Raw genomic sequence first — 435 nt, forward strand, 5'->3', positions numbered from 1 at the left:
GCATTTTGTGCTAGCAAATATGCTATAGAAGCGGTAAACTCAACTGGAGAATACAATTGTTTCACTAAATTTGCTTTGATTTCGTCTTTATCTGTTACAGGTAATGCTGTCACATTCTGGATAACTGGAATAGATGCATCACTAAAATCAATTGTATCTAAAAATGCACTAAATTCACTTTCAATAACTTTCATTAAGCTTGAATGAAACGGACCCGTAACATTTAAAGGAATAATCTTCTTAATTTGATGTTCAGCTTTCGCTTCAACTAATTTATCGATCAATGTCTTATGACCTGCAACGACGATTTGACCTGGACAATTTAAGTTTGCAATATCTAGCATTTCGCTGTCATTTGATAATCTTTGACATGCTTTTTCAATTACATCTCGGTCAGTCCCCATTATCGCTGCCATAGATCCTACGCCCGGAGGA

Annotated in this window: 1 protein-coding gene; it reads right to left on the bottom strand. The window is 35.6% G+C overall.

Going from position 1 to position 435, the window contains the following annotated elements:
- Positions 1-435: ACP S-malonyltransferase (locus tag GRF61_RS24350; RefSeq protein WP_169153181.1), on the bottom strand; the 435-nt coding region annotated here is incomplete at both ends.

Origin of the sequence: Azoarcus sp. TTM-91, assembly GCF_012911025.1 — a bacterium.
In the GTDB taxonomy this organism is placed as follows: domain Bacteria; phylum Pseudomonadota; class Gammaproteobacteria; order Burkholderiales; family Rhodocyclaceae; genus Azoarcus.